This window comes from Pseudomonas sp. NFACC10-1 (genome assembly GCF_900119195.1).
In the GTDB taxonomy this organism is placed as follows: Bacteria; Pseudomonadota; Gammaproteobacteria; order Pseudomonadales; family Pseudomonadaceae; genus Aquipseudomonas; species Aquipseudomonas cerasi.
In genome coordinates, this window is sequence record NZ_FPJB01000003.1 from 38,848 (window position 1) to 64,258 (window position 25,411).

The 25,411-nt window shown below is 60.9% G+C and carries 21 protein-coding genes; 13 read left to right on the forward strand and 8 right to left on the reverse strand.

The features are described 5' to 3' along the window. Nucleotides 1-54 precede the first annotated feature (54 nt). The 9 genes from bcsQ to BT119_RS08865 are packed head-to-tail and all read left to right on the forward strand — an operon-like array spanning nucleotide 55 to nucleotide 14,696. The gene (bcsQ, locus tag BT119_RS08825) at nucleotides 55-1,194 is read left to right on the forward strand and encodes a cellulose biosynthesis protein BcsQ (protein WP_072365417.1); all 1,140 of its coding nucleotides are present in this window, start codon (nucleotides 55-57) and stop codon (nucleotides 1,192-1,194) included. Beyond that, on the forward strand, nucleotides 1,191-3,410 hold the full coding sequence (bcsA, locus tag BT119_RS08830; RefSeq protein WP_003365732.1) for a UDP-forming cellulose synthase catalytic subunit: 2,220 nt from the start codon (nucleotides 1,191-1,193) through the stop codon (nucleotides 3,408-3,410). Before bcsQ ends, bcsA begins: the two co-directional genes overlap by 4 nt. A 14-nt stretch (nucleotides 3,411-3,424) precedes the next feature. Beyond that, entirely contained in the window at nucleotides 3,425-5,680 is a 2,256-nt protein-coding gene (gene bcsB, locus BT119_RS08835; protein ID WP_072365419.1) for a cellulose biosynthesis cyclic di-GMP-binding regulatory protein BcsB, read from the forward strand. A gap of 3 nt (nucleotides 5,681-5,683) precedes the next feature. After that, nucleotides 5,684-6,895, forward strand: coding sequence for a cellulose synthase complex periplasmic endoglucanase BcsZ (gene bcsZ, locus BT119_RS08840; RefSeq protein WP_072365421.1), 1,212 nt, complete (start codon nucleotides 5,684-5,686; stop codon nucleotides 6,893-6,895). Next, nucleotides 6,871-10,746: a cellulose biosynthesis protein BcsC gene (locus BT119_RS08845; RefSeq protein WP_175550563.1), complete on the forward strand. Its 3,876-nt coding sequence runs from the start codon at nucleotides 6,871-6,873 to the stop codon at nucleotides 10,744-10,746. Before bcsZ ends, BT119_RS08845 begins: the two co-directional genes overlap by 25 nt. 16 nt (nucleotides 10,747-10,762) lie before the next feature. Beyond that, nucleotides 10,763-11,428 (forward strand): SGNH/GDSL hydrolase family protein, encoded by a 666-nt coding sequence (locus tag BT119_RS08850; RefSeq protein ID WP_003433776.1) that lies wholly within the window; start codon nucleotides 10,763-10,765, stop codon nucleotides 11,426-11,428. After that, nucleotides 11,425-12,099, forward strand: a complete 675-nt coding sequence (locus tag BT119_RS08855) for an alginate O-acetyltransferase AlgF (protein ID WP_072365423.1) — start codon at nucleotides 11,425-11,427, stop codon at nucleotides 12,097-12,099. Before BT119_RS08850 ends, BT119_RS08855 begins: the two co-directional genes overlap by 4 nt. Nucleotides 12,100-12,117: 18 nt before the next feature. Beyond that, a complete protein-coding gene (locus BT119_RS08860; protein ID WP_072365425.1) occupies nucleotides 12,118-13,533 on the forward strand; it encodes an MBOAT family O-acyltransferase in 1,416 nt (471 codons plus the stop codon). 11 nt (nucleotides 13,534-13,544) lie between these two features. After that, on the forward strand, nucleotides 13,545-14,696 hold the full coding sequence (locus BT119_RS08865) for an alginate O-acetyltransferase AlgX-related protein (RefSeq protein WP_072365427.1): 1,152 nt from the start codon (nucleotides 13,545-13,547) through the stop codon (nucleotides 14,694-14,696). A 98-nt stretch (nucleotides 14,697-14,794) separates the two neighbouring features. On the opposite strand, the gene BT119_RS08870 is transcribed toward BT119_RS08865, so the two are convergent. From BT119_RS08870 to BT119_RS08885, 4 genes are all read right to left on the reverse strand, one after another. Then, nucleotides 14,795-15,058 (reverse strand): immunity protein, encoded by a 264-nt coding sequence (locus BT119_RS08870; RefSeq protein WP_072365428.1) that lies wholly within the window; start codon nucleotides 15,056-15,058, stop codon nucleotides 14,795-14,797. Between the two features lies 1 nt (nucleotide 15,059). Then, on the reverse strand, nucleotides 15,060-17,096 hold the full coding sequence (locus BT119_RS08875; RefSeq protein ID WP_072365430.1) for an S-type pyocin domain-containing protein: 2,037 nt from the start codon (nucleotides 17,094-17,096) through the stop codon (nucleotides 15,060-15,062). Between the two features lie 303 nt (nucleotides 17,097-17,399). Next, nucleotides 17,400-17,861: an RES family NAD+ phosphorylase gene (locus BT119_RS08880; RefSeq protein WP_003345984.1), complete on the reverse strand. Its 462-nt coding sequence runs from the start codon at nucleotides 17,859-17,861 to the stop codon at nucleotides 17,400-17,402. Further along, the gene (locus BT119_RS08885; protein ID WP_003408523.1) at nucleotides 17,858-18,307 is read right to left on the reverse strand and encodes a DUF2384 domain-containing protein; all 450 of its coding nucleotides are present in this window, start codon (nucleotides 18,305-18,307) and stop codon (nucleotides 17,858-17,860) included. Before BT119_RS08885 ends, BT119_RS08880 begins: the two co-directional genes overlap by 4 nt. A gap of 265 nt (nucleotides 18,308-18,572) precedes the next feature. Here BT119_RS08885 and BT119_RS08890 point away from each other — a divergent pair, with 265 nt between their 5' ends. The 3 genes from BT119_RS08890 to BT119_RS08900 all read left to right on the forward strand — a co-directional run bounded on the left by BT119_RS08890 (nucleotide 18,573) and on the right by BT119_RS08900 (nucleotide 21,416). Further along, a complete protein-coding gene (locus BT119_RS08890) occupies nucleotides 18,573-19,577 on the forward strand; it encodes a response regulator (protein WP_003433765.1) in 1,005 nt (334 codons plus the stop codon). 3 nt (nucleotides 19,578-19,580) lie between these two features. After that, nucleotides 19,581-20,063, forward strand: coding sequence for a PAS domain-containing protein (locus BT119_RS08895; RefSeq protein ID WP_003365711.1), 483 nt, complete (start codon nucleotides 19,581-19,583; stop codon nucleotides 20,061-20,063). A 96-nt stretch (nucleotides 20,064-20,159) separates the two neighbouring features. Then, nucleotides 20,160-21,416, forward strand: coding sequence for a 3-phosphoshikimate 1-carboxyvinyltransferase (locus BT119_RS08900; RefSeq protein ID WP_072365432.1), 1,257 nt, complete (start codon nucleotides 20,160-20,162; stop codon nucleotides 21,414-21,416). Nucleotides 21,417-21,438: 22 nt separating this feature from the next. On the opposite strand, the gene BT119_RS08905 is transcribed toward BT119_RS08900, so the two are convergent. Next, a complete protein-coding gene (locus BT119_RS08905) occupies nucleotides 21,439-22,101 on the reverse strand; it encodes a ChrR family anti-sigma-E factor (protein ID WP_058396851.1) in 663 nt (220 codons plus the stop codon). Continuing rightward, nucleotides 22,101-22,613 (reverse strand): sigma-70 family RNA polymerase sigma factor, encoded by a 513-nt coding sequence (locus tag BT119_RS08910; protein ID WP_003345995.1) that lies wholly within the window; start codon nucleotides 22,611-22,613, stop codon nucleotides 22,101-22,103. The genes BT119_RS08905 and BT119_RS08910 overlap by 1 nt, the downstream gene beginning before the upstream one ends. Before the next feature lie 334 nt (nucleotides 22,614-22,947). Here BT119_RS08910 and BT119_RS26280 point away from each other — a divergent pair, with 334 nt between their 5' ends. Next, nucleotides 22,948-23,511, forward strand: coding sequence for a hypothetical protein (locus BT119_RS26280; RefSeq protein WP_054080626.1), 564 nt, complete (start codon nucleotides 22,948-22,950; stop codon nucleotides 23,509-23,511). A 31-nt stretch (nucleotides 23,512-23,542) separates the two neighbouring features. Here BT119_RS26280 and BT119_RS08925 read toward each other — a convergent pair whose 3' ends face one another. After that, nucleotides 23,543-24,412, reverse strand: a complete 870-nt coding sequence (locus BT119_RS08925) for an aldose 1-epimerase (protein WP_054080627.1) — start codon at nucleotides 24,410-24,412, stop codon at nucleotides 23,543-23,545. Then, on the reverse strand, nucleotides 24,387-25,358 hold the full coding sequence (locus BT119_RS08930) for an EamA family transporter (protein ID WP_072365434.1): 972 nt from the start codon (nucleotides 25,356-25,358) through the stop codon (nucleotides 24,387-24,389). The genes BT119_RS08925 and BT119_RS08930 overlap by 26 nt, the downstream gene beginning before the upstream one ends. Nucleotides 25,359-25,411: the final 53 nt, after the last annotated feature.

Sequence of the window (25,411 nt, forward strand, 5' to 3'; positions counted from 1 at the left end):
TTAATGCATTCACACAGGGATCGTGCGTAGCGGCCCCTTTTGAGGTCGTTCCGGATGAATCGAGCTGACGATGTGGCCAATTTGTTTCAGCGTTTTGGCGCGAGCTCCGAGGGTTATCTGGAGATCGACGACAGCCTGGACTACCACGAAACGCCCGTAGACAGTGTCTTTCCTGCTACGCCGCCACGCGTAACCGATCAATCGGTGCCTGAGCAGACCTGTGCGGCGCAACCGGCCGAGACGCCTGACACGGCACCTGACCTTCAGATGACCCCGACAGCCAAAGGTGCAGCCTCCGGCGTCCTGGCAAATCTGCTTGCCGAGGCCGCACAGGCACGCCAGGCTGAAGCGCAGGCACGCAACAACGAAGCACTGGTCCAATCGCTGTTCAAGGGCCAGCCGCCGAGAACATCGGCGCGCGTGATTGCGGTGGTGTCAGCCAAGGGCGGTGTGGGTAAAAGTACGCTCAGCGCGGCAATGGCCAGCCTGGTCAGAGTGCCCGGCGCGCAGACACTGGCGATCGATCTCGACCCCCAAAACGCCTTGATGCACCACCTTAATGCCAGCCCGGATGTGGCCGGCCTCGGCGGTGCCAGCCTGAGCGGCGAAAACTGGCGCACGCTGTTGCTGACCGGCTCCTGCGACACGCAGGTTTTGCCATATGGCGCGCTGCCGCTCGATGAGCGTCGTTCCCTTGAGCATTTTCAGGAAAACGATCCACACTGGCTGGTCCGTCAGATCGCCCGTATGCAGCTCGATGCCCGCGACGTGGTGATTCTCGATGTGCCGTGCGGTGACCTGCGCATGTTGCAACAGGCGCTGACTGCTGCCAGCCAGGTCCTGGTGGTGCTGACCGCCGACGCGGCGTGCTACGTGACACTGGATCAGATGCAGGGCTGGCTCGAGCCGGTTCTGGCGGGGTCGCAGCCGCCGGCCTGTCATTACGTCATCAACCGGTTCGATGCTTCGCGCACCTTCAGTCGCGACATGTACGACGTACTGGCGCGACGTCTGGGCGAGCGCCTGCTGGGCGTCGTTCGCGATGATTACGCGCTCGCAGAATCGCTGGCCTACGGCCACAACGCGGTCCAGGTTCCGAGTGCCTCTCCCGGCACCCAAGACCTTCGCGTGCTGAGTAATGTGCTGATTGCCCGACTGCTGACTCAGGACGTAGAAGAGAACCGATTGTCATGACCAACCTGTCGCTCGACGCGTCCGTACCCCGGACGCGCTCATCATTGTGGCTGCATGCTTTGCTGGCGTGGTTCGGCGGTCTGTCGACGACCCTGCGACGCACCTTGAAAAGCGTGGCGATTGTCGTCGGCCTGCTGCTGATGGCGCTGGTCGTCACCGTGCCGCTGGACCTCTATGCACAGTGCTTTTTTGCCCTGGCATGCTTCGCTGCGATGCTGGTGATTCGCCGGATACCGGGGCGTATTTCGGTACTGGCGCTGGTGACCCTGTCGTTGCTGGCTTCGTTTCGTTACATGTACTGGCGCCTGACCTCGACCCTGGATTTCGACAACTGGCTGGACAGCCTGTTGGGCTATGGGCTGATCATCGCCGAGTTCTACACGCTGATCGTCATCGTGCTGGGTTACGTGCAGACAGCCTGGCCGTTGCAGCGCAAGCCGGTGATCATGCCGAGCGATTCCAGCCAGTGGCCGACCGTCGATGTGTTTATTCCGTCGTACAACGAGGCGCTGAGCATCGTCAAACTGACCATCTTTGCCGCCCAGTCCATCGACTGGCCGCGCGACAAGCTGCGGGTCTATGTGCTCGATGATGGTCGTCGCGAGGATTTTCGCGAGTTCTGCGAACAGATCGGTGTCGGCTACCTGACCCGCGGCGACAATCGACATGCCAAGGCGGGCAATCTGAACGAAGCGCTCAAGGCCACGAATGGCGAGTACATCGCCATGTTCGACGCCGACCATGTGCCGACCCGCTCCTTTCTGCAGGTCGCCATGGGCTGGTTTCTCAAGGACCCGAAACTGGCGATGCTGCAGACGCCGCACTTTTTCTTCTCGCCCGACCCGTTCGAAAAGAACCTCGATACATTCCGCAGCGTGCCTAACGAGGGCGAGCTGTTTTACGGCTTGCTGCAGGACGGCAACGACCTGTGGAACGCGACTTTCTTCTGCGGCTCCTGTGCGGTGCTGCGGCGCTCGTCGTTGCTGGACATCGGTGGTGTGGCCACTGAAACCGTGACCGAGGATGCGCACACAGCGCTGAAGCTGAACCGGGCCGGCTACAACACGGCGTACCTTGCGATTCCCCAGGCGGCGGGGCTGGCGACGGAAAGTCTGTCACGTCACGTTGCCCAGCGTATTCGCTGGGCGCGGGGCATGGCGCAGATCTTTCGCACTGACAACCCGCTGCTGGGCAAAGGTCTGTCACTGGGCCAGCGGCTGTGCTACGCCAACTCGATGCTGCACTTCTTTTACGGCCTGCCGCGTCTGGTGTTTCTCACCGCGCCACTGGCGTACCTGCTGTTCGGCGCCGAGGTCATGCACGCCTCCGCGTTGATGATCACCGCCTATGTGTTGCCGCACCTGGCCCACGCCAGCCTGACCAATTCGCGGATTCAGGGCCGCTTCCGCCATTCGTTCTGGAACGAGGTCTACGAGGCGGTGCTGGCGTGGTACATCATGGGCCCGGTGCTGATGGCGCTGGTCAATCCGAAATTCGGTGGCTTCAACGTGACCGACAAGGGCGGAGTGGTCGAGGAGAAGTTTTTCGACTGGACGCTGGCGCGGCCTTACATCGTGCTGCTGACGCTGAACGCAGTGGTCTTCGCACTCGGTATCTATAGCCTCTACCAACTGGGCTGGAATAACGATGCGATCACCCTGACCATCGTCATCAACATGGCCTGGACGATCTACAACATCATCATCACCAGCGCTGCGATTGCGGTGGCCAGCGAGATCCGTCAGGTGCGTACCGAGCCCCGGGTCCAGGCCAGACTGCCGATTCGCGTTACCCGCGCCGATGGCGTGGTATTCGATGCCGTGACTCAGGATTTTTCCCAGACCGGCCTCGGACTGGTGATGCCCGCCGATTCGGGCATCGACAGTGGCGACAGCATCACGGTGTCGCTGTATCGCGGTACGCAGACCAGCCATTTCCCTGCCACGGTGATGTTCTGCCGCGACGGTTATCTGGGCACTCGTTTCGATGATCTGTCGCTGCGTCAGCAGAGCGAGCTGGTACGCCTGACCTTTGGCCGTGCCGACACCTGGGCGTCGACCTGGGGCCGCGGCAAGCCGGACACACCGCTGTCTGCGCTGCGCGAAGTCAGCCACATCGGTGTTCGTGGCGTCGTCGAGTTGCTCAAGGCCACTCGCAAGGATTTCAGCCGGTTACTGCCGACCCGTAAAAAAATCTCCCCACCTCCCGCAAATTGATGGATTGAGTAGTCATGACTAAACGGTATTTTCTCGGTGCCGAACGCTTCGCCGTTCGCCGCTCATGGGCCCTGTTGGCTTGTGCGTTGTCCGTGCTCTCCACCGGGATGTGGGCAAGCGCTGCTGAAACGACGGGTGCCAACGAGGGTTACAGCGTGACGCTGCAACAACTGGGGCGCAATTACCCGATGAACCTGCGCGGTGTGGAAGCCACCGACAGCGTCAACTTCAATGTGCGTGCCGATCAGGTGGTGACCGGCGCAAGCCTGTCGCTGAGCTACAGCTATTCGCCGGCGTTGCTGGCGGACCTGTCGCAGATCAACGTCATGATCAACGACGAAGTGGCCGCGACCCTTCCGTTGCCCAAGGAAGGTGCCGGCAAGCCGCAGACGCAGGTGATCGAGATTCCGCCGCAGATGATCACCGAGTTCAACCGCCTGAGCCTGCAGTTCATCGGCCATTACACGATGAGCTGCGAAGACCCGAAGCATTCCAGCCTCTGGGCACGGATCAACAATGACACCCGTCTGGACATCCGTGTCACGCCATTCGCGCTGCCCAACGACCTGGCGATTCTGCCGCTGCCGTTCTTCGACCGCCGCGATGACCGTGACGTGAATCTGCCCGTGGTGATGGGCGCGGCACCCGATAACGCGACGCTCGAAGCGGCAGGCGCGCTGGCTTCATGGATTGGCGCGGCCAAGACCCGCTCGCGCATGGCCAGCTTCCCGGCGCACTTCAATGAGCTGCCGGCCAAGGGCAATGCGCTGGTATTGCTCAAGGGCGATGGTCCATTGCAGCTCGGCGCGCTGACGATGCCTGCGCCGAAAGGCCCGACCCTGACGATGGTGACCCATCCCAACGACCCGAACAGCAAGCTGTTGGTGATCACCGGGCGTGATTCGGCGGAACTCAAGCGGGCGGTCAATGCGCTGGTGGTCGGCGGTCAGAGTCTGGTCGGCAGCAGCGCATTGATCGAGCGTGTCGACCTGCTCGCGCCGCGCAAACCGTATGACGCGCCGAACTGGCTGCCCAGTGATCGGCCGATCAAACTGGGCGAGCTGATGCCTGCCAACAAACTCAACGTCTCCGGTTACGACCCGGGTGACATCACCGTGCCGTTGAACCTGCCGCCAGACCTGTTCAGCTGGCGTGAAGACGGCGTGCCGTTGAACCTCAAATACCGCTACACACCGCAGGAACGCTCGAACAATTCGTCGATCATGGTCAGCCTCAACGACACGCTGATCAAGGCCGAGCCGCTGCCGTCGATCGGGAACCTGAACAACTCGATCGTCTCGCGACTGACGGGCGGCGATGACACGATCAGCCGTGAAGCGCATGTGTACCTGCCGCTTAACTCCGTGGCTTTGCAATCGCGCCTGCAACTGCGCTACATGTTCGATTACCTCAAGCAGGGCGAATGTGGCGACATCATCATCGATAACATGCGCGGCAGCATCGATCCGGAATCGACGCTGGATTTCAGCGGTTACGACCACTTCATGGCCATGCCGAACCTGGGTGTGTTTAAGGATTCCGGGTTTCCGTTCACACGCCTGGCGGACCTGTCGCAGACCGCTGTGGTGTTGGCCGATCAGCCGAGTACTGAAGATGTCAGCGCTTACTTGAGCGTATTGGGCCGTTTCGGCGAATCGACCGGTTACCCGGCGACCGGTGTGTCGGTTATTCACGCTGCACAGATCGCCAGTGCCGCCGACAAGGACATTCTGGTCATGTCCTCGGGCAGCGATCAGCCGTTGCTCAAACAGTGGGCCGACCGTTTGCCGATTTCCGGCAATGCTCAGCAACAGGGCTTCGAGCTATCCGATCTGGCCTTCCGTCTGCGCGACTGGATGAGCCCGGACCCGGATGAAAACCAGCGTCGGGCGCGGGTGGCCATGGCGTTTTCCAGTGACGCGCGCAGCACCTTCCTGACCGGTTTCGAATCGCCGCTGCACAAGGGGCGCAGTGTCGTGTTGATCTCCAGCGGTCAGCCCGGCGGCATGAGCGACGTTGCCCGTGCGCTGAGCAGCAGCGACAAGGTACAGGGCAGCCTGGTAGTGGTACGCGGCGATTCGGTCGAGGCGCTGGTTGCCGAGCAGAAGTACTACGTCGGTGACCTTGGGCCGATCAAATACGTGCAGTGGCTGATGTCGCGCAACGTGCTGTGGCTGCTGCTGGTGGTTGCCGTGGGTGTGGTGCTGGTGACCGGAGTTGCCTACCTGACCCTGCGCTCGCTCGCCAAACGCCGTCTGGAGCAGGAATAAGCCATGCCGCTCCGTTCACTGAAACTGCGCCGCGCCTCGGGCTGGCTGGTCGGCCTGCTGGCGTCGGCGACCCTGACGCCGGTGCTGGCGAACAGCGCGTGCGATGCTGTGGCCTGGCCGTTCTGGCAGGACTATGCCACGCGCTATGTGCAGGCCGACGGCCGAATGCTGGAGTCGAGCCTGAAGGTCAACCACAGCACCTCCGAAGGTCAGTCCTACGGCATGCTCTTTGCGCTGGTGGCCAATGACCGCGCGCGCTTCGACGCGCTGTGGACGTGGACCGCCGCGAACATGATGGGGGCTGATGTCAAAACGCGTCTGCCGGGCTGGTTGTGGGGGCAGGGCGAGGATGGCAACTGGACGCTTCAGGACGCCAACTCCGCGTCCGATGCCGACCTGTGGATCGTCTACGCGCTGCTCGAAGCGGCGCGCGTCTGGCAGCACCCGGCCTATCGAGACGATGCGCTGGCCTTGCTCAAGAACGTGGAGTCGCGGCTGGTGGTCAATCTGCCGGGGCTCGGCAAAATGCTCCTGCCCGGCCCCGAAGGTTTCGCGCAGCCCGACCATCTATGGCGCTTGAACGCCAGCTACCTGCCCATTCCGCTGCTACGGCGCCTGGCGAAAGAAGCACCCGGCGGGCCATGGAAGGAAATTGCCGACAACACCGCGAAGCTGATCGACGCATCGAGCCCCAAGGGCTTTATCGCCGATTGGGTTGGCTACCGCGGGACCTCCCCGAAAAGCGGTCTGTTCGTGGTCGATCCGAGCACAGGCGAACTGGGCAGCTATGACGCGATTCGCGTTTACCTCTGGGCGGGCATGACGCCTGCGTCCGATCCGTTGGCAGCACGCCTGCTGGCCCGTCTCGACGGGATGTCGAGCAGCACTGCCTCGAGCGGTACGCCGCCGGAAAAGGTCCAGGTGGTCAGCGGTACACGCGAGGGGCAGGGGCCTTTCGGTTATTCGGCTGCGCTATTGCCGTACTTCCACGCCAAGGGTCAGACCTGGCTGGCCGAGCAGCAACAGCGCAGGGTCGAAGCCGGGGTCAGCCAGGCGCTGGCCCGTGACCCGAAAGACCGCACTGAACCGGCCTATTACAACCTCATGCTCAGCCTGTTTGCCTTGGGCTGGGTCGAAAAACGCTATCAGTTCCGTGAAGACGGAACCCTCAAATTATCCTGGGAGACGTCATGCCCGCGCGCCGCCACACGTTAGTCATCGGGTTGGTTGCCGCGATCGCAGCCAGCGTTTCTCAGGCTCAGGCCGCCACCGCCGAGGCGCAGTTGATCGAGCAGGGCCAGTACTGGCAGGCTCGCTCGAACCCGGTGCGGGCTGCCGAGGTCTGGCAGAAGGTGCTGCAGATCGACCCCAATCAGATCGACGCGTTGTATGGCATGGGGCTGATCGGCGTCAAACAGAACAAGCCGCAGCAGGCGCAGACTTACCTGGCTCGTCTGCAGGCCCTGTCGCCAGTGCCGTGGCAGTCGGTGCAACTGGAGCAGGACATCGCCCTCGCTCAGCCGCAGAATCAGGCCTTGCTGGATGAGGCCCGACGCCTCGCCGATGCCGGTGAGCGCGACAAGGCGACCGGGGTCTTTCGCCAACTGTTCAACGGCCGTTTGCCCGAGGGCACGATCGGGCGCGAGTACTACACCAACCTGGGGTTCAACAGCGCGGACTGGCCTGAAGCGCGCAAAGGCTTCGAACGCCTGATCCGGCAGAATCCGGACGACTCGATTCTGGCGTTGTTTTTCGCCAAGCATCTGGCCCGCCGCGAAGACACCCGGGCCGAAGGGATCGCTGCGCTGGCGCGCCTGAGTACGCACACGGACATCGCCGGGGACGCCGATCAGAGCTGGCGCATGGCGCTGGTCTGGATCGGTCCGCCTACGGCGGCGCAAGTGCCGCTGTTCGAGGCGTTCCTCAAGGTCCATCCCGATGATCAGGACATTCGTGATCAACTCAACAAGGGACGTCAGCAGCACGCCGGTGGCGGCGCCTCAGGCTGGCAGCAGGATCCGCTGGTGGCGCGTGGGCTGAAGGCGCTGGAGCAAAATGATCATGCCGCTGCTGAACAAGCATTTGCCGCGCGCCTGAAAATCAAGGCCGACGATGCCGATGCGCTGGGTGGGCTGGGCGTGGTCCGCCAGCAACAGAATCGACTGGCCGAAGCGGAGCAGTTGCTGACCCGCGCGACTCGCCAGCCTGGTGGCACACGCTGGAAAAGCGCCCTCGAGAGTGTTCAGCTCTGGACATCCTTGCAACAGGCCCGCGACCTGCAGGCCAAGGGGCAGACCGGCAAGGCTCAAGAGTTGCTGGCTCAGGTGCAGCGGCAGAACCCCAGCAGTATCGATGTACGTTTGACTCAGGCCGATTTGCAGGCCCAGGCCGGTCAACTCGACGCGGCCCAGGCGGGCTATCGTCAAGTGCTGGCGACCCAGCGCGGCAATCCGCAAGCCGTGCGCGGGCTGATCAACGTATTGGCGCAAAGCGGCCAGGCCGATGAAGCGCTGCGCCTGCTCGATACCCTGTCGCCTGCCGAACAGGCAGCGCTGGGCGAAAGCGGTCGCTTCAAGGCCTTGCGTGCCACGCAGACGGCACGGCTGGCCGAGCAACGTGGCGATCTGCCTGCCGCTCAGGCGGCCCTGAAGGATGCGGTAAAAAATGATCGAGACAGTGTCTGGACGCGTTTCGACCTGGCGCGTCTGTACCTCAAGACTGACGAGGCGCCCAAGGCCCGCGTGCTGATCGACGAGTTGCTCAAGTCTCGGCCCAACGATATCGACGCGCTTTACACCAGTGCGTTGCTGTCGGTGGAAATGGGCCAGTGGCAGGACGCGCAGGCTACCTTTGCGCGCATTCCTGTCGACCAGCGCACCCCGGACATGAAGGCGCTTGCCGACGAAGTCAACATGACCGTGCAGATCAACCTGGCCATCGGTATCGCCCGGCGCGGTCAGCGTCAGGAAGCGCTGGCGCTGCTCGATCGCCTGCAACCGGTCGCCAGCGGCAGCCCGGAGCGTCAGCTCACGCTGGCCAGTGCCTACATCGACGCCGGCGAGCCGGAGCGTGGCCGGGAAATGGCCCGCGCAGCCATCGCTCAGGCACCTGCGCAGTCACCTGATCTGCTGCTGCAATACGCCAGCCTGTTGCTCGCGGCGGGGGATGACGTGCAGGTCAATGCGATCCTGCGCACAGTGCAGGGCCAGCCCATGGGTGTGCAGACCCGTAAACGCTTCGATGACTTGCTGTATCGCTACCGCATTCGTCAGGCCGATTTGCTGCGTGAGGGCGGCGATCTGGCTGGCGCGTATGACACGTTGGCCCCGGCCCTGGCCCAGCGTCCGGACGACATTCAGGCGGTGTCGGCCTTCGCCCGGATGTACACCGCCAACGGTGACAGCGCCAAGGCCTTCGAACTCTACAAGCCGTTGTTGCAGCGTAAGCCCAACGATCCGCAAGTACTCCTGGGGGCTGCTGACGCGGCCGTGAAGGCTCATGATTATGCCTTTGCCGAAAAGGCCTTGAGCCAGTTCCGCGCGTTGCAGCGCAACGACCCGCAGACCCTCACCGAGGCCGCGCGCATCTACCAGAGCATGGGCCAGACCGGCGCGGCCACCGAGTTGCTGCGCAAGGCTGTGGCCATCGAACAAAGCGAAAAACAGCGTCTGATGGCTACGCAGGGCGGGTCGGGTTTGACGTCGTCCAATCCGTTCGCGGCGGGCGGTTCACGCAGCCTGGCCGCAGCGTCTGCCATCCCGGCACCGGCACAGGTGTCGCTCAGCGGCGGTGCGGCGACGAGCTTGCCGGCCTCGCGTGAAACGGCCTACCCGGGCCAGAGCGCTGCGCAGCAACCGTTGTCAGCCGGACGTGCGCAAAGCGTGCGTGGCAATCCGTTTCTGGCTGCTGGCGACCGCGATCAGGCCAGCAGCGCACAGCAGGCGCTCAATCGTATTCTTGAACAGCGCAGCGGCTTCGTCAGTCAGGGCCTCGCCGTGCGCAGCAATAACAGCGAGTCCGGCCTGAGCAAGCTCACTGTGGTCGAGACGCCGCTGGAGATCAACGTGCCGGCCGGCGATAACCGCGTGGCCGTGCGCGTCACGCCAGTGTCGCTGAATGCCGGCAGTGTGAAATCCGATGCGGGCGCTCGTTTTGGCGGTGGAACGGCCGGCGCAGCAGGTTCGCAGAGCGACAAGGGCGTCGGTCTGGCGGTCGCCTTCGAACGCCCCGAAGAGGGCCTCAAGGCTGATATCGGCACCACCCCCGTGGGTTTCAAATACAGCACGGTCGCAGGCGGCGTGAGCGTCGACCGGCCGTTGGGCAATAACCCTGATCTGCGTTATGGCCTCAACGTGTCACGGCGTCCGGTGACAGACAGCGTGACTTCGTTTGCCGGTTCCACCGACGAGCGCAGCGGTCTGTCCTGGGGCGGGGTGACCGCCAACGGCGGCCGCGGGCAGATCAGCTATGACGATCAGACCATTGGCGGCTATGGCTACGGTTCCTGGCACAAGCTGGTCGGCACCAACGTCAAATCCAACACCCGTGGCGAAGTCGGTGGTGGCGTCTACTGGTACTTGCGCAATGCCGAGGACAGCAAGCTGACCGCGGGCCTGAGTCTGATGGGCATGAGTTACGCCAACGACCAGAGTTACTTCACTTACGGTCATGGTGGCTATTTCAGTCCGCAGAACTTCTACGCCATCGGCGTGCCGGTGATGTGGGCGCAGCGCACCGAGCGCTTCAGCTATCAGGTCAAGAGTTCGGTCGGCGTGCAGCACTTCAAGCAGGATGGCGCCGCATTCTTCCCCGACGACAGCACTCTGCAAGCCGCTTCCGGCCAGCGTTACTCAGGGCAGAGCAAGACCGGTGTGGGCTACAACCTGAGCGCGGCGGGGGAATACAAGCTCGATTCCAGCCTGTTCCTGGGCGCCAACCTGGGCCTGGACAACGCCCGCGACTATCGCCAGTTCAGCGGAGCGCTTTACCTGCGCTACATGTTCGAGGACATGACTGGCCCCATGGAGCTGCCGGTCAGCCCTTACCGTTCACCTTATTCCAACTGATTTCTGGAGAAATTCGATGCCTTCCGTTCTTGCCGGTATGACCCTTCTGGTCCTGGGAGAAAGCCACATGAGTCTGGCCGACCACCTGATGGAGCCGCTGCATGACAACCTGACCCGTCAGGGTGCGATCGTGCATTCGATTGGCGCCTGCGGGGCCAGTGCCGGTGACTGGCTGATCAGCAAGAAGGTCGATTGCGGTGCCGAACAGAAAGGCAACGGCAAGATCGTCATCAAGGGTCGTGACGCGACTACTACGCCGATTGGCGAACTGATCGCTGCCGACAAGCCCGACCTGGTGGTCATCGTGATCGGTGACACCATGGCTTCGTATGACAAGCCTTCGTTTCCCAAAGCCTGGGCGTGGCAGAGCGTAACCGGCCTGACCAAGGCCATTGCCGCCACCGGCACCAAATGCGCATGGGTCGGCCCGGCGTGGGGCAAGGCGGGCGGCATGTACCAGAAGAACGACGCACGGACCCAGTTGATGTCGCAGTTCCTGGCCAGCAACGTGGCACCCTGCACCTATATCGACTCGCTGAGTTTTTCCAAGCCAGGCCAGTGGATCACCACCGACGGCCAGCACTTTACCGTGGCCGGTTACAAATCCTGGGGCACTGCGATCGGTGATGCACTGGGCAAACTACCGGTCAGCAGTGTCAGCGCAGCAGGAGCCAGACAATGATCGCCTTGCGCCTGATCGCCGCCAGTGCGGTTGCCGTATTGCTGGGCGTGCAAGCGCAGGCGGCCGACATCGCCCTGTATCCCACCGGCCCTGCGCAGGATTCGGCGTTCATTCGCTTCGTCAATGCGGCCACCGCGCCGCTGCAAGTGATCGCTCGTGAAGGCCAGGCGCCGTTGCAACTGGACAGCGCAAAACCGGTTTCACTGTTTTTCCCGGTGCAGGCCAGCAGTTCGATAAAGGGCACACTGGTCAGCGGCGATAAAAAACTGCCGATGGACGTCAGCGTCGAGCCCGGCGAGTTCGCCACCGTCGTACTCACCGCACAGTCCGACGGTAGCCTCCAGCCGGTGACTGTCCGTGAACAGCCCGATGACTTCAACGGTTTGAAAGCCTCGCTGGCGTTCTTCAGCCTGGATGCCGGGTGCAGTGAGGCGAGCCTGCGTCCTGCCGGTCGCAGCGCCGACCTGTTCAAGTCGGTTGCCACGGGCACCCTGCAACGCCGTTCGATCAACCCGGTCAGCCTTTCCGTGCAACTGGTCTGCGCCAACGCCACTGTCGGCGCGCCGCTGGACCTGGGCGAGCTCAGGGCCGGCGAGCGCTACAGCGTGCTGCTGGTGCCGTCCGCCACAGGCCCGCGTCTGTTGTCGGCCACGGACACATTGTCCAACTGATCAGGCTCTTTCGTCGTCATGGTATTTGCCTCGCTCGAGTTTCTGATGGTGTTCCTGCCCGCTTTTCTGCTGGCCTACACGGCGAGCCCTGCGGCGTGGCGCAATGTCGTGCTGTTGATCGGCAGCTGGTTGTTCTACGGCTGGCTGAGCCCGTTGTTTCTGGCGCTGCACATGCTGCTGACCGTGGTGGCCTGGATCGGCGGTCTGCTGATCGACCGGGCGCGGCAAGGCTCGAAAGGGCGAGTGCGGCTGTTGGTGGCATTGATCGTGTTCAACACCGCCGTGTTGTGTTGGTACAAGTACGCCAACATCGTCGTCGGCACCTGGAATGCGCTGATCACCTGGTATGGCGCGATGCCGCTCGATTGGCAGCGGGTGGCGCTGCCGGCCGGGCTGTCGTTCATCGTCCTGCAGGCGATTTCCTATCTGGTGGACGTACACCGGCAGACCGTGCCGGTCGAGCGCAGCTTCATCAATTACGCGACCTACATTTCGATGTTCGGCCATTCCATTGCGGGGCCGATCATTCGCTACGACTGGGTGCGCCGTGAACTGGTGCAGCGTTACTTCACCCGGCAGAACTTCGCCCTGGGCGCGCGGCGCTTCATGATCGGCATGAGCATGAAGGTGCTGGTGGCCGATACCCTGTCGCCGCTGGTCGATGTGGCCTTTCACCTGCCGGCCCCGTCGCTGATCGATGCGTGGCTTGGCTGCCTGGCGTATTCGCTGCAACTGTTCTTCGATTTCGCCGGTTACAGCGCCATGGCCATCGGCCTGGGACTGATGCTCGGCTTTCACTTTCCGGAAAACTTCAACCGGCCTTATCTGGCCCGCAGTATTCAGGACTTCTGGCGACGCTGGCACCTGTCGCTGTCCAGTTGGCTGCGCGACTACCTGTACATCGCGCTGGGCGGTAATCGGCACGGCGTCTGGAACACCTACCGCAACCTGTTCCTGACCATGGCTATCGCCGGTCTGTGGCACGGCGGTGACAGCTGGAATTACCTGCTCTGGGGCGCGGCGCATGGCGTGGCGTTGTGCGTCGATCGCGCTTGGTCGCGCTCGAGTCTGCCTGCTGTTCCAAGGCCGCTGGCGCACCTGCTGACGTTGCTGTTTGTGTGCCTGGCGTGGACGCTGTTTCGCGCCCCGGACTTTGCCACCGCGATGAACATGTATGCCGGGCAGTTCGGCCTGCACGGCCTGGGCCTGGGCGATGCGCTGGCCGTGACCCTGCGCCCGGCACACGGCATGGCCGCCTTGTTGGGCGTGGCCTGCGTGCTCGCGCCGTTGCTGCAGGCTCGCTGTGAGCAGCGTTTTGGCAACCGGACGCTATTCGTCTATGGCGCCGCGCTGTGGCCGGTGGCCGGATTTCTGCTGTCGTTCGCGCTGATTGCCAGCCGCGAAACGGTTCCGTTTCTGTACTTCCAGTTCTGAGGCCGGTGCCCATGACTACTCCGTCTGCTGTACCGCCTCCACCCAGTGAACTGGCCGTGCGCACCTGTGGTGTGGCGGGCATTACCCTGGCGCTGTTCCTCGGCGTTGGCTTGCTGGCCTCGGGCATGTTGCTGGTCAGCGGCAAGGTCGAGCTGCTACCCAGGCCGCTGACCCTCGACGCAGCGCTGCACGGCGAAGTGACTCACCAACTGGCGAAACAACTGTCCGGGAGCTTTCTGGCCCAGCGTGCCGCCAATATCGAGCGCGGTGCAAGCTGGCTGCTGTTCCACGACACCGGCCCGCGTGTGCGCCAGGGGTGTCCGGGCTGGTTGTTCCTGACCGATGAGTTCAGGCTCAACCGCGACGCACAGGCCAATGCGCAGCGCAAAGCCCAGGCGGTGATCGCTGTGCAGCGCAGCCTCAAAAAACGCGGTATCGAATTGTTGGTCGCCGTGGTCCCGGACAAAAGTCGCATTGCCGCTACCCGACTGTGCGGTCTCTACCGGCCTGACGTATTGCAGGCGCGTGTCGAGCAATGGACGCATGACTTGCAAGCGGCTGGCGTCGATGCTCTGGACCTGACCGCAACCCTTCAACCGCTGGGCGAAACAGCTTACCTGCGTACTGATACGCACTGGAGCGAGAGTGGCGCCAACAGCGCCGCCAGAGCCATCGGCTTGCAAGTGCAAAAAGCCGGCATTCAGGCCACTCCGCAGCGTCAATTCCAGATTCAGACGTTACCCATTGCCGAACGCCCCGGCGATCTGGTGCGCCTCGCCGGACTCGACTGGTTGCCGTCGTCATTACAACCTGCGCCGCAAAGCGTAGCCGCCACGCAGATCACCGAGCTTGCCAGTGAATCGGCGGCGGGCAGCGACAACCTTGACGACCTGTTCGGCGACAGTAACCTGCCCAACGTCGCGCTGATCGGCACATCGTTCTCGCGCAATTCGGGTTTTGTCGGGTTTCTACAGCGCGAACTCGGCGCCCCGATTGGCAACTTCGCCAGGGACGGCGGCGAGTTCTCGGGCGCTGCCAACGTCTACTTCGACAACCCGGCCTTCCGCCAGACGCCGCCCAAACTGCTCATATGGGAAATCCCCGAGCGGGATCTGCAGACGCCTTATGTGGCGATCGAAAAGTTAGATATACCTGTAAAATAAACGTCGGGCATACCCTGTTAGAGCTGCTGTTACGAATATCGAACTTTAGATGGAAGAACACCCGGCCGAAGCCGGGCGCTCTTTAGGCAGGATGGTGTTTATTCAACAGTATATTTTTTCTCAGCGATGAAAGCGGGTTCCTTCCAGTGGGGGCCTTTAGCCGTGCGACCTTTTTCATCTAAAGCCAGAATGCCTTCACGAAAAAGTCTGGTATAAGTGCCCCAGAGCTCACCGGACTGGAGAGCCTCAAATTTATAAGCGGTGTAGAGTCTGTCTATTCGTGGTTGGGACAAATTTAGAGCAAAGACTGCCAATACATCTGCCACGGTTTCATTAATGATAATGTCTTTGATTTTGGTCATTTTATTGGCCTCTCAATGCGTCTGCATGATCTTGTTTGTCTCCAGCCGATAGAGCCGCTTCGGTGTAAAGAAAATCACGATTTTCGTTAATTCTATAATCCTCAAGGGCTGCCGTATGAGCGTTATTCCATACGTTACCTTGCACGCCATCAGCCACCCCCAGTGCCCTGTAACGTTCTAATTCCCTAAGCTCGTGGGTGTAAAATCTTTTATCAGTATCCGTCACGGCTAACTCGCCGCGCAAAATTTTTTCCAGACGATTGATCATTATAGTATTTGCATCTGATGAGCCGAATCGGCTTATGTGCAGCTTAACGAGATCAATGCCGTCCTGAGTGACTGAGGCGGTTGTCCAGTCGAGGTTCTGGGTGGGGCCGCCCGCTTTTTCAGGATCGTACATTCGACCGCTATGCTCTCCTTTGGTTGTTGCCCCTTCATAGGGGCTGTTGAACACCACATAGACCGGAGGCAGACCCGAATTTAGCGGGTAAACATAAATGGCATCCCGAATGTCCATCTGACTGGTGCCGGGTAAAGGTTCGGCCTTCACCTCGATAGGCTCTAGTGTAATTCCAGCGTACGCCGGAGTTTCGACTGGTTGCGCCACCGTCGTCGTTGAGCTGTTTCCATATGCTGCGATTGGAAACGTCAAGGTGATGGGCGGGGTGTCCGAAGTGGTAAAGGTGTAGGCGTTGGCCACTGGGTCCAGTATCAGAGCCCTCACAGGCACCTTGGGAGAAAATCCGCCTTCGGCTTGTGTTGCCACGACTGAATACTTCGACTGATCGCCGTAAATTCTATAGGGCATATCGACCGTTCCACCCGTTGCCGCCACGTCATTCAAGGCGTCGGACAGATCAGGCATCAGAACTCTGGCCGGAAGGTCCAGCATTCTTTCCGGTAACTCTCCATTGCCAAGCGAAGGGGAGTACAGCAACGTGCCGATGCCTACGGCTGTGGTAGAGCTGACAGCCGTGCCTGCGAGAGCCGTTAATATTTCGATAGCGGCTTGAATGGTAGCGTCCAGAAAGAGACCGGATCCTGCCGTAACGGAAATGACTCCTGCAACTGCACCCAACTGCGGTGTACCAGCTTCCGGGAGCCTGAGCGTCTTGCCCGCTTCTAGCGCTTGAGCTTCTGCCGTCACGCGCGCGTGCTCGTCAGCGTCACGCTGGGCCTGCGTCTCTGCCTCCATACGAGCTTGTTCAGCCGCTTCGGCAGCTACTCGGCGAGCTTCTGCTTCGGCAGCAAGAAGAGCCTGCTCATCCGCTACTCGCTTGGCTTCAGCCTCCGCTGCAACTCGGGCTTGTTCAGCGGTTTCGGCAGCAAGTCGAGCGTGCTCTGCAGCTTCAACGGCAAGCCTCGTCGACTCGGTTTCTGCCGCGATACGTGCGTCCTCCCTGGCCTGCGCTGCAGCAATAGTATGGCTCAGTGATACAGACCTCTCTGTGAGAATCCTGATTTTCTCTTCAAGAATTTTTGCTCTGTAGGCTGCTGTAACTGAGGCTTCCCAGCTTTTATAAACGTCAAGGGGAGAGCCCAGGTCTCTTCTTGTTTGAAAGATATTTAAAAAATCCACAGCGTTTTTTTTAATATCTACCGCCAATGCATGCCTGCCAAAGAAAGCATGAGCGCCTTCTTTGCTTTTGGCTAACTCAGCAGCGCGCTGTGAAATCAGGCTGTCCACCACGTTTTTTTCAATCGTAGACTTTTCTAACTCAGAGAAGGGGTAATCTCCTACACCGGCAGAAATTTCCGCGTCAACGTCAGCCGGAAGGAGGGGCAAAAAGTCTATGTAAGACTGATGGATATTTTGCTGTGTTGAAGAGGCCGTCACGATAATGGATATCGTGTACTGTTCGTTTCTTATACCCCTTTTACTGAAGAATGCATCCATCTCATGGTTTGCAGGAATACTGCCGTCCCATCGCAGCGGTCTGGCGATTACTCCGGCTCCCGATAGCGGGCCTAATGGCCTGGGCAACGGCTGGCCAGGTGTTACGATTGTGGGTGGAAGAGTAATGACGTTTTGCGGCATGTGCTTATCCTTAAGGTTTAAATCGCCGAATAATATCTCCTTGATATTAGCTAGTATTAATAGTCACGAAGTGCGGTACATAGGTATAGGTAGTTGTTTTTTTGTTCAGGCTTTCAGGCACGCAATTGAAACGCATGCTGGTGTAGGACTGGTCAGCGGCCGCACGTAGTGTTGCCGGTTTTGTAATCCATCGCAGTGTTAAGGCGTTACTTCTGGTGCTGAATGCATTGGTCGCGGCGTACGTTGCTTTGAACCCATGGGACAGCAAGAGCCCCCCATAACCGAGCTAACCGTTCGGCCAGTTCACCCCAAACGCGGATCGACCACAAACTCCAGTTCTTTGGCCGTTGCCACTACCGCCCTGAACTCCGGGTGCTGGACGTTGAGCAGGTAGTTGGACTCGCGCGGGATGATCACGCTGGGCACTGCCAGTGCCAGGCTCTGAGCGGAGGCCAGCCAGTCGTCGCCGAACGAGGCGGTTGCCGGTGGCGCGGGTTCTTCACGCCAGTCGCGGGGCAGGGTGTCCGGGCGCGCATTGAGGACGTGCTCCTCGGCAATCTGCAGCTCAAGCATCGTGTAGTGCTGAGCCACAGTGGCGTTGTTCAGGTGCACCAGCACTTCCAGCAGCGCCAGTGACTCGCTGCCCGCGCAGTACACGCAGGCGTTGCCCTTGCTGTTCCAGCGTCCGCCGTAGAGCTTGGCGCCCTCGCCATCGAAGGCCTGTGCCAGCCATTTGCGCTTGACCAGTCGATAGACCGCTATCACGCCACGACCCCGTGTTCCAGGCGGCCGATCAGGTCGAGCACTGCCTGAGCCTCTGCCGAGGTCGCGAGCATTTCCAGTGGCCTGCGATTGCCCAGCCCGTAGACCGGGTTGGCCAGCCACAGGCGAGTCGCTTCGGCGTCGTTTTCGAACAGGTCCAGTGCCGCCTTGTACACCGCTGCCAGGCGGAACAGCCGATCGCTTTCTTCGGCGTTGAAGCGGCGCACCTTCAGGCGTCGCTGCAAGGTTGCCGGCGCGATGCCCAGATGCTCGGCCAGGGTCGAGCGGTTCAGGTCGGTGTAATGCGCCAGACGTTCGAAGACTTCATACGGCAAGCCGTCATGCAGCGCCGAGTACAGCCGCGCGCCTCGTGCGGGGATACCCAGGTGTTGCCAGAAATCGTCCTGCCGGGGCAGGGCCGGATGGTAGTCGCTTATGGGCAAAGACATGGCACACCTGTCTATCGAGTGATTGCAATTGAATCTATCAATTGATAATAGGCACGTTTCAGACGTCGTGATAGTGATTCGCAGCAACTAATTGCGAATAAAACTACAGAAACTTCAAAAATCACCGACTTAGGCTATAGGTTTAGTTTGAATGTTGCTGATCTCGCGTTATAGGCTCGATGTCAGTCGCTTCCGATGGTGCCGTCTAACGAATATGTGCTGTCCGCCGTGGTCAGCCTGATTTTCCTGCAGTGAGAACCACACGATGTCCACGCTTGCGCTATTGATATGCGATGACTCGAACATGGCGCGAAAGCAGCTGTTGCGCGCGCTACCTGAAGACTGGGATGTGTCGGTCACGCTCGCCACCCAGGGGCAGGAAGGCCTGGAAGCGATTCGTAAAGGTCAGGGCCAGGTGGTCCTGCTCGACCTGACCATGCCGGTGATGGACGGTTACCAGACGCTGACGGCGATTCGTGCCGAAAACCTCGACGCCAAGGTGATTGTGGTGTCGGGCGACGTGCAGGATGAGGCCGTTCGTCGGGTCATGGAGCTGGGCGCGCTGGCGTTTTTGAAAAAACCCGCCGACCCGGACGAACTCAAAAGCACACTGGAGCGCCTTGGCCTGCTGGGCAAGCCTGCCGCGTCACCGGTTGCACTGCCGGCCCTCAACAACAAGGGCGGGGTGATCAGCTTTCAGGATGCCTTCCGCGAAACCATCAACGTCGCCATGGGCCGTGCAGCGGCGTTGTTGGCCAAGGTGCTGGGCGTGTTCGTGCAACTGCCGGTGCCCAACGTCAACATGCTTGAAGTTGGCGAGTTGCACATGGCGCTGGCCGACGCTCACAGCGACCAGCGTCTGACCGCGGTGTGTCAGGGCTACATCGGTGGCGGTATCTCTGGTGAAGCGCTGCTGATTTTTCATGATTCGGAAATCTCCGGAATCTCGCAACTGATGGGCGGCGATCACTCCGACAGTTCCGACATGGAGATGCTGCTCGATCTGTCCACGATCCTGATCGGCGCCTGCCTGAGCGGCATTGCCGAACAGATCGACATTGCCTTTTCGCAGGGCCATCCCCAGTTGCTGGGTGCACAGGGCGGCATCGACGAGCTTATCCGCATCAATCAACAGCGCTGGAAAAAGACCCTGGCGGTCGAAATCAGTTACAGCGTGGAAGGCCACAATCTGCATTTCGATCTGCTGATGCTGTTCACCGAAGATTCGGTCGAGCTGCTTACCAAAAAACTTGCCTACATGATGAGCTGACCCATGAGCAACGCTATTGAAATCAACGAGCTTCATTGGTTGCTGGCCGTCACGCAGAACATTGACGTAGGCATCGTGGTGCTGGACCTGAACTACCGCGTGACGGTCTGGAATACCTTCATGGAAAACCGCTCGGGTGTGGTGCCCTACGTGGCAGTCGACAAGACCTTTTTCGAGATTTTTCCGGAGGTCAACGCGAAGTGGTTCAGCAAGAAAATCGATAACGTCGTGACCCTCGGCACGCCGGCGTTCACCATCTGGGAGCAGCGGCCGTATCTGGTGCGTTTCAAGAATTATCAGCCGATCACCGGGCAGGAGGAGTTCATGTATCAGAACACCACACTGTTCCCGCTGCGGTCGACCACCGGGGCGATCAGCCATGTGTGTCTGGTGATCTATGACGTTACCGACGTCGCGGCCAACCGCAATCAGTTGCTGGCGGCCAACAACAAGCTGCAGCAACTGTCGGGCTCAGCGAAAAGCTGAGCCGCGCCCGGGCTTGGCGATGAATGAAACCGGCACTGCGGGCTTGATCCCGCTCGTGCTAGGATCGCGATTTTTCCGCTGACGCTCAGGGACATCATGCGACCTCAAGCCACCCTCACTGTTTTGCCTGTCGAGCGCCCGCTGGTCGGGCGTGTCAGCCCGCCGGGCTCCAAGTCGATCACCAACCGCGCATTGTTGCTGGCCGGGCTGGCCAAAGGCACCAGCCGCCTGACCGGCGCGCTGAAGAGTGACGACACGCGCGTGATGTCCGAAGCCCTGCGTCTGATGGGCGTGCAGGTCGACGAGCCGGATGACAGCACCTTCGTGGTCACCAGCAGCGGGCATTGGCAGGCGCCGCAGCAGGCGCTGTTCCTCGGCAACGCCGGGACTGCGACACGCTTTCTGACCGCGGCACTGGCCAACTTCGAAGGCGACTTCGTGGTGGATGGCGACGAATACATGCGCAAGCGTCCGATCGGACCGCTGGTCGATGCCTTGCAGCGCATGGGCGTGGAAGTCAGCGCACCCAGCGGTTGCCCGCCGGTGGCCATCAAGGGCAAGGGCGGTCTTGAGGCCGGTCGTATCGAAATCGACGGCAACCTGTCCAGCCAGTACGTGTCGGCACTGCTGATGGCCGGTGCCTGTGGCAAGGGGCCTGTGGAAGTTGCACTGACAGGCAGCGAGATCGGCGCGCGTGGTTACCTTGACCTCACGCTGGCGGCCATGCAGGCGTTCGGTGCCGAGGTTCAGGCCATCGGCGACGCCGCCTGGAAAGTCTCGGCTACCGGTTATCGCGCTACGGATTTCCACATCGAGCCAGATGCCTCGGCGGCCACTTACCTGTGGGCTGCGCAGGCCCTGACCGAGGGCGCTATCGACCTGGGCGTGGCCAGCGACGCGTTCACGCAACCCGATGCGCTGGCCAGCCAGATCATCGCCAGTTTCCCGAACATGCCGGCCGTGATCGACGGCTCGCAGATGCAGGACGCGATTCCGACGCTAGCCGTATTGGCCGCCTTCAATCGTCAGCCGGTGCGCTTTGTCGGTATCGCCAACCTGCGGGTCAAGGAGTGCGACCGCATCTCGGCACTGTCCCACGGACTGTGCGCCATCGCACCCGGCCTGGCGGTCGAGGAGGGTGACGATCTGATCGTCAACGCCAACCCGGCGCTGGCAGGCACTACGGTCGATGCCTTGATCGACACCCACTCCGACCATCGTATCGCCATGTGCTTTGCGCTGGCGGGCCTGAAGATCGCCGGCATCCGCATTCTCGACCCTGATTGCGTCGGCAAGACCTACCCGGGCTACTGGGATGCGCTGGCCTCATTGGGCGTCACCGTCCAGCGCTGACCGCGGGCGCAGCGGCCGTTTTTCAAATCCCGAAAAACGGCTGCATCATCCGCGCCAGCAACCCGTGAAAACGCAGCTTCGATTCAGTAGCCAGTACGCAAATGCATTCCCGGTCGGGGTAGGCGATGGGCTGGTGATGGATATGGCTGTCCAGGTCGGCCACATCGTTGAGTCCGAACTCTCCCTGCACGTCGTAATACGCGCCCTTGAGGACCATGGTCATCTCGCCGCTTTCGTGGCTGTGGACCGGCATGCTCACGCCGGGGGCGATTTTCAGCAGCATCAGGTTGCCCTGTTCGATGCCTTCGGCGCGTACTCGTTGTACGCCGGGGATCAGGGTCTTCCACTTCAATGTGCTCAGGTGTCGACCAAAATGCGCCTGCATGCAGACCGGCATCAGGTCCGGGTCCTGATTGGCCGCCGGCATCGAGTGCAGGGCGGGTAAAAGCCCCGCTTGCTGCTCGTCAAGCCGCGCCAGCATGGCCGATCTGCCCTTGAGCGGCACCACACTGCTGGTGTGCTGCTGCATCAACACACCGCCAATCGCCTCGGCCTGCCTGAGCCGCGCCCGGCACTCGGCACAGCGCTCCAGATGCGCTGCAGTGACTAACGAGATGACCTGCGACAGCGCCCCTGCGGCATAACTGACCAGCGTGGCGTCGTCCGGATGATGTTGTGGACCCATCATGATTCCTCTATCCGCGAGCGCAATTTTTGAAACGCCAGGCGCAGGCAGGACTTTACTGTGCCGAGCGGCATACCCAGGCGTTCGGAAATCTCCCGGTGGCTGAGCGCTTCGAAATACGACATTCGCAACACTCGGGCCTGATCGGCAGGCAGGTTCTGGATGGCGATGTTGAGTTGTTGTTCCTGGCGCTGGCTGTAATCGAGTGTTCGATCTACCGGAGCTTCCAGACGCTCGAGTTGTTCCAGCGAGTTCTGCACCTGCACCCAGCCACGGTCCTTGCGCACACTGTCGATGTAAAGATTGCGTGCGATGCGAAACAACCATGTCCCCAGGCTGGCCTTGGCCGGGTCGAACGAGTCGGCCTTGTGCCACAGTTTGAGCAGCACTTCCTGCACCAACTCTTCGGCCTGACCTTCCGGCACATTCAGCCCGGTGAGGTAGCGCAACAGGCGCGGAGCGAAGTGATCGTAAATGCGCATGAAGCTGTCGCGGTCCCTCTGGCGGGCCACGGCGGTGACTTCATCGATCCAAAGTCGGGTGATTGTCGATTCGCTGTGAGAGGGGGACAAGTGACAGAAGGTCCTGAGACTGGCAGTTATGCGCATGATCCACCTTCTGATCACCATTGTGTGGGTTTGGTTCGCTATGCAGAGGTGTTACGTAACGGGGTGGGGAGTGGATCACAGGATGTGATGAGTGGCGGTTTGACTTGCAGATCCGGCCATGGCAGTGGCCGCGGGCCAGATCTTGCCGTCTTTGGTCACTGTCATTTCTGACAGTAGAGTCATTAACGTTAAATGATTACTTTGTGTTCTGGATGTCATCAATGTCATGGAGACAAACATGGATACTCAGGTTGCACGCGTTTCATCTTCGCTGGCCACCCTGTTGTTGATCATCGTTTGCATGGGGCTTATTTTTGCGCCTGAGCGATCACAGGCTCAGGTTGCGAACCTGGCGACCTGTCTGACAGGGACTCACACTGCCGACTGGTCGCCGGGACTGACCAACACCGATCAGTTGGTCAATGTATCGACGACAAGCAACTGGGGGGCCTGTGTTTCTCCTTCATTTCCTCTGGCAGTCAGCGCTTCGTCCAGTCAAAACTTTCAGGCGAATTTTTCCTGTCAGTCGTTGCTGCTGCAAACGCCGACTATTACATGGGTCATCAACTGGAGCGATGGCGCCACCAGTACTTACGAGTTCAGTGCGACGCTCAATAATATCGGTAATCTGAATACGACCATTGTGGGTGTCGGAAAAATCGTCGATGGCCGGTACAAGAATGCCAAGGCGATGAGTACATTTGTACTTGGCGATATCGAGTCCACATTGAGCAACGATTGCGCCAAGACGACCGGCGTAACCAGCGTTAGGGGTCTTTCAACACTGGTGATTGCCCAGTAACAGATGGCCAGGGAAGGCATGAAACAGCCTGCTACAAGGGCTTGTGATGCAGACTGACCCCTAGCCCCATCGACTCCCCCTGCCGTAACAGCTTCAACCCCGGATGCCCAGGCAAATGATGGGCATTCACCGGGTGGCTGACGGGCTCGAAACAGAAGAAATTCAGTCCCGGAGGGCAGAACACCAGAAAGTACTCGCTGCCGGTGGCGTGGCAGTGCAGTTCATAGCCCAGGTCCGGCTGGCTGATGACGCTGTGGCCGTCCCAGCCGGTGAAGCCGTTGTCCAGCCGTGCTTCGGGCAGCCTGTTGCTGTGCTGGAAGTCCCATTCGGCGGGCAGATCCTGCAACTCATTCGGCAAACCTGCCTCGTCGCACAGCCAGACCTGCGCAGCTTTGGCCTGCAAGCGTGTGTGAGGCGTGCGTGGCAGGTAAGGGTGCAAGCCCAGGCCGTGCCACATGGCGCGGCTGTCCAGATGAGTGGTGGTCAGTTCGATACTCAGTTTGCCGTCGTGCAGGGTGTAGCGCAGGTGCGCGCGGTAGGCGAATGGCGTCTGGCTGTCGAGTTGCAGAAAGACCCGATCTAAAGTGTGCTCAATGACCGTCCATGACTGCTGCCAGGCGCTGCCATGAATCGGCAGCGGGTCGTTGGCGCTGTTGGGCTCCAGGGCCAGCCAGCCGTCTGGTGTCTCGAAACCGCCGTTGCCGATCCGGTTCGACCACGGTGCCAGCGGGTAGCAGGCCAGCCGACGAGGCGTCCCGGCCGCCAGAGCCTGTTCGTCGCTGGGGCGCAGCAGGGGTTGCCCACTGGCCAGGACGATCCAGTTGACGATACTGGCGCCGATGTCGGGGGCCAGTGTCAGGCGGGTCAGGCCATCTTCAAGGGTCAGTACGTTCGTGGACATGCTTCAAAGCCTTTCTTGATGATTGAGAGTCAGGCGATTGGGCGCGACGCCAGGTCAGCAGCACGATGCCGCTGACGACGATCAGCCCGCCGACCACCTGACCGCTGCTGAGCAATTGATCGAGAATCAGCCAGCCAAACAGCAGGCTGGCCACCGGTTCGATGTTCATCACTGGCGCGTTGCGGGCGATGTCCAGCCGTGCCATGCAGATGAACAGCAGCGAGAAACCCAGCCCGTACAAAACCACCAGACTGGCCAGTGCGGTCCAGCCGACAGAACTCTTTGGCAGACCCACGCCGCCGGGCAGCACGCCGCTGCTGCCGGCGATGGCTGCGACGACAAACACCACGGCCATGGTCAGCATGCTGCGTACGCTGCCGCGCATGCCCGCCAGTTTGTTATCGGTAATCCACAGCGCAAAGGCGAACACCACCGCCGCGGTCGACGCGTAGGCGACACCCTCCAGCCATCGCGGCTCGCTGCTGCCGGGGTTCGACAGGCGCTGTGGCACATCCAGCGCCAGCGTCAGGCCAAACAGAATCAGGCCCATCAGGCCGGCTGCGCGCCGCGTTGGCCGGGCACCGCCCAATGCCCAGGTCAGCAACGCCAGCAGGATCGGCGAGACATTGACCACCAGTAAGGCCAGGGCCATCGGAATACGCGCTACCGCCGAGTAGATGCAAAAGCTCTGCGTGGCGATCAGCAACCCCAGAAGCAGCTGCCAGCGCCAGGTACTGGCAGGCAGGCTGAGCCTTTCACGCTGCCATAACACCAGACTGGTCAATACCAGCAAGGTCACGCCGGAGCGACAGAGAATGGCCAGCAGTAGGCCGGTGTCATGATCGAAGGCAATGCGTGCCGCGATGTGGTTGCCGGCAAACGAGCAGGCCAGCAGCGCCAGGATCAGCACGGCAATGTGGCGCGGAAACAGGGCAGGGGCAGACATACGCAAACCAGCCTCCTTGGCTGGACAACAGAGGTGCATGCCGGAGCCCTTTC

What these genes read in the sequence shown, in the direction of transcription:
- bcsQ (WP_072365417.1), top strand. Translation starts at nt 55, where the DNA reads ATGAATCGAGCTGACGATGTGGCCAATTTGTTTCAGCGTTTTGGCGCG.
- bcsA (WP_003365732.1), top strand. Translation starts at nt 1,191, where the DNA reads ATGACCAACCTGTCGCTCGACGCGTCCGTACCCCGGACGCGCTCATCA.
- bcsB (WP_072365419.1), top strand. Translation starts at nt 3,425, where the DNA reads ATGACTAAACGGTATTTTCTCGGTGCCGAACGCTTCGCCGTTCGCCGC.
- bcsZ (WP_072365421.1), top strand. Translation starts at nt 5,684, where the DNA reads ATGCCGCTCCGTTCACTGAAACTGCGCCGCGCCTCGGGCTGGCTGGTC.
- BT119_RS08845 (WP_175550563.1), top strand. Translation starts at nt 6,871, where the DNA reads ATGCCCGCGCGCCGCCACACGTTAGTCATCGGGTTGGTTGCCGCGATC.
- BT119_RS08850 (WP_003433776.1), top strand. Translation starts at nt 10,763, where the DNA reads ATGCCTTCCGTTCTTGCCGGTATGACCCTTCTGGTCCTGGGAGAAAGC.
- BT119_RS08855 (WP_072365423.1), top strand. Translation starts at nt 11,425, where the DNA reads ATGATCGCCTTGCGCCTGATCGCCGCCAGTGCGGTTGCCGTATTGCTG.
- BT119_RS08860 (WP_072365425.1), top strand. Translation starts at nt 12,118, where the DNA reads ATGGTATTTGCCTCGCTCGAGTTTCTGATGGTGTTCCTGCCCGCTTTT.
- BT119_RS08865 (WP_072365427.1), top strand. Translation starts at nt 13,545, where the DNA reads ATGACTACTCCGTCTGCTGTACCGCCTCCACCCAGTGAACTGGCCGTG.
- BT119_RS08870 (WP_072365428.1), bottom strand. Translation starts at nt 15,058, where the DNA reads ATGACCAAAATCAAAGACATTATCATTAATGAAACCGTGGCAGATGTA.
- BT119_RS08875 (WP_072365430.1), bottom strand. Translation starts at nt 17,096, where the DNA reads ATGCCGCAAAACGTCATTACTCTTCCACCCACAATCGTAACACCTGGC.
- BT119_RS08885 (WP_003408523.1), bottom strand. Translation starts at nt 18,307, where the DNA reads ATGTCTTTGCCCATAAGCGACTACCATCCGGCCCTGCCCCGGCAGGAC.
- BT119_RS08890 (WP_003433765.1), top strand. Translation starts at nt 18,573, where the DNA reads ATGTCCACGCTTGCGCTATTGATATGCGATGACTCGAACATGGCGCGA.
- BT119_RS08895 (WP_003365711.1), top strand. Translation starts at nt 19,581, where the DNA reads ATGAGCAACGCTATTGAAATCAACGAGCTTCATTGGTTGCTGGCCGTC.
- BT119_RS08900 (WP_072365432.1), top strand. Translation starts at nt 20,160, where the DNA reads ATGCGACCTCAAGCCACCCTCACTGTTTTGCCTGTCGAGCGCCCGCTG.
- BT119_RS08905 (WP_058396851.1), bottom strand. Translation starts at nt 22,101, where the DNA reads ATGGGTCCACAACATCATCCGGACGACGCCACGCTGGTCAGTTATGCC.
- BT119_RS26280 (WP_054080626.1), top strand. Translation starts at nt 22,948, where the DNA reads ATGGATACTCAGGTTGCACGCGTTTCATCTTCGCTGGCCACCCTGTTG.
- BT119_RS08925 (WP_054080627.1), bottom strand. Translation starts at nt 24,412, where the DNA reads ATGTCCACGAACGTACTGACCCTTGAAGATGGCCTGACCCGCCTGACA.
- BT119_RS08930 (WP_072365434.1), bottom strand. Translation starts at nt 25,358, where the DNA reads ATGTCTGCCCCTGCCCTGTTTCCGCGCCACATTGCCGTGCTGATCCTG.